The organism is Microbacterium gorillae (genome assembly GCF_000826185.2).
GTDB lineage: Bacteria > Actinomycetota > Actinomycetes > Actinomycetales > Microbacteriaceae > Microbacterium > Microbacterium gorillae.
On record NZ_LN648869.1, the window covers coordinates 1 to 2,276 of the forward strand.

Below are 2,276 nucleotides of genomic sequence, written 5' to 3' on the forward strand. Positions count from 1 at the left end.
GGTGGGAGGGTGACCATGGAGATCGAAGTCGGCCGCGCCAAGCGGGCCCGTCGCGCATATTCTTTCGATGACATCGCGATCGTCCCCTCGCGCCGGACACGGAATCCGGAGGACGTCTCGACGGCGTGGTCGATCGACGCGTACCACTTCGACACCCCGGTGCTCGGTGCGCCGATGGACTCGGTGGTGAGCCCCGCGACCGCGATCGAACTCGGCCGTCTCGGCGGCCTCGGTGTGCTCGACCTCGAGGGTCTGTGGACGCGCTACGCCGACCCGGAGCCCCTACTCGAGGAGATCGCCGGACTCGAGGACGAGGACGCGACCCGTCGCATGCAGGAGCTCTACTCCGAGCCGATCAAGCCGGAGCTGATCCGCCAGCGTCTCGCGGAGATCCGCGATGCCGGGGTCACCGTCGCCGGTTCGCTCACGCCGCAGCGCACGCAGGAGCTCTATGAGACCGTCGTCGCCGCCGGTGTCGATCTGTTCGTGATCCGGGGGACCACGGTGTCCGCCGAGCACGTCTCCTCGGTGTCCGAGCCGTTGAACCTCAAGAAGTTCATCTACGACCTGGACGTCCCGGTGATCGTCGGCGGCGCCTCCACGTACACCGCGGCCCTGCACCTGATGCGCACCGGCGCCGCCGGCGTGCTCGTCGGCTTCGGTGGGGGCGCGACCTCGACGACACGGATGACCCTGGGCATCCACGCGCCGATGGCGACGGCGATCTCCGACGTCGCCGCCGCGCGCCGCGACTACCTCGACGAGTCGGGCGGACGCTACGTCCACGTGATCGCCGACGGCGGTGTCGGTTCGTCCGGTGAGATCGTCAAGGCCATCGCGATGGGCGCGGACGCCGTCATGCTCGGCGTCGCGCTCGCTCGCGCCACCGACGCACCCGGCCGCGGCTACCACTGGGGTCCGGAGGCTCACCACCCGCAGCTGCCGCGCGGACGACGCGCCAAGATCGCACAGGTCGCGCCGCTCGCGGAGATCATGCACGGACCCAGCACGGCTTCCAACGGTTCCGCGAACCTCATCGGTGCGCTGAAGAAGTCGATGGCGACCACCGGATACTCCGATCTGAAGGAGTTCCAGCGCGTCGAGGTCGTGGTTTCGCCCTACATGCCCGTCTGACGTGACCGAGCCCGCCGTCCCCGTCTTCCCGCCCACGCTGCGGGAGGTCATGCTCCGCCCCTGGTGGATCGGCATGCTCCTGCTGTGTCTCGTGGTCGCCGGGGTCTTCGCCTGGCTGGGTCAATGGCAGCTGGAACGCGCGATCGACACGTCGCCGGAAACCACCGGCGCCACCGAGAAGGTCCAGCCGATCGCCGACGTGGTCGGGCCGTCCGAGTATCTGCCGGAGCCGAAGGTGGGCCAACGCGTGGACGCGGTGGGCAACTTCGTCGCCGATGACTTCCTGGTGGTGTCCGGTCGCTTCGACGACGGCGTCGCCGGCTACTGGGTGACCGGACAACTGCGGCTGGAAGGAACCAGCACGCCGACCTCGGTCGCGGTCGCGGTCGGCTTCACCCCGGACCGGGCGCGCGCTGATGCGTCCGCCGCCGAGTTGAACACCGCTCCGCCCCACGGCGTCACCATCACCGGCCGTCTGATCTCGGACGAAGGCCCCGTCGCCCCCTCGCGCAGCGAGCCCGTCACCGAGATGGCGCACATGTCGCCGGCCGCCCTGCTGAACCTCTGGCATGACACCGACGGGGTGGAGATCTATCGGCCCTACCTGACCTCGGACCAGGCGTTCGGCGGTCTTGAGGGCATCGAGTCGCCGGCCCCGGAAGAGCAGTCGCCGATCAACTGGCTGAACCTGTTCTACGCCGCTGAGTGGATCGTCTTCGCCGGCTTCGCCTTCTACCTCTGGTACCGCCTCACCAAGGACGCCTGGGAGAAGGAACTCGAGGAACTCGAGGAGCAGGCCGCCTCGAGCGCCGCCTGACCCGGTGCGACACGCCCGTCGGTCGGCTCGATTTGCCGGGTCTGTGGGGTGGGCGTAAGTTATTACTTGTTCGCCCCACAGGGTTGAGCGAAGGCCTTCGGGTCTGGCTCCCCTCAAGTGGTGGACATCACCCCCTTGAGAAGAAACAGTTCCGGCTGGGTCTGGCCTTCTGGTCTAGGGAGGGTGCTGGGACGCCGGCTCGTCGGTCCGGACATCGCATCGCTTCGGTGGTGGGTGTGCGGATTTGACCGTCGTGGTGGTTTGTCCTAAGATTGAGAAGTTGCCCCGTTGGGCTGCCTGGGAGGGTGGTCTGGTGGGTGCGTCC

At 68.2% G+C, this 2,276-nt stretch carries 2 protein-coding genes; both read left to right on the forward strand.

The window, feature by feature from the left end; translation table 11 throughout:
• The first annotated feature begins 15 nt into the window (after positions 1–15).
• Positions 16–1,134 carry a GuaB3 family IMP dehydrogenase-related protein gene (locus BN1193_RS00135; RefSeq protein ID WP_040162772.1) on the forward strand — a complete coding sequence of 373 codons (1,119 nt, stop codon included), beginning with the start codon at positions 16–18 and terminating at the stop codon, positions 1,132–1,134.
• A 49-nt stretch (positions 1,135–1,183) separates the two neighbouring features.
• Positions 1,184–1,951, forward strand: a complete 768-nt coding sequence (locus BN1193_RS00140) for an SURF1 family protein (protein WP_052460277.1) — start codon at positions 1,184–1,186, stop codon at positions 1,949–1,951.
• Positions 1,952–2,276 lie beyond the last annotated feature (325 nt).

What these genes read in the sequence shown, in the direction of transcription:
- BN1193_RS00135 (WP_040162772.1), top strand. Translation starts at nt 16, where the DNA reads ATGGAGATCGAAGTCGGCCGCGCCAAGCGGGCCCGTCGCGCATATTCT.
- BN1193_RS00140 (WP_052460277.1), top strand. Translation starts at nt 1,184, where the DNA reads ATGCTCCGCCCCTGGTGGATCGGCATGCTCCTGCTGTGTCTCGTGGTC.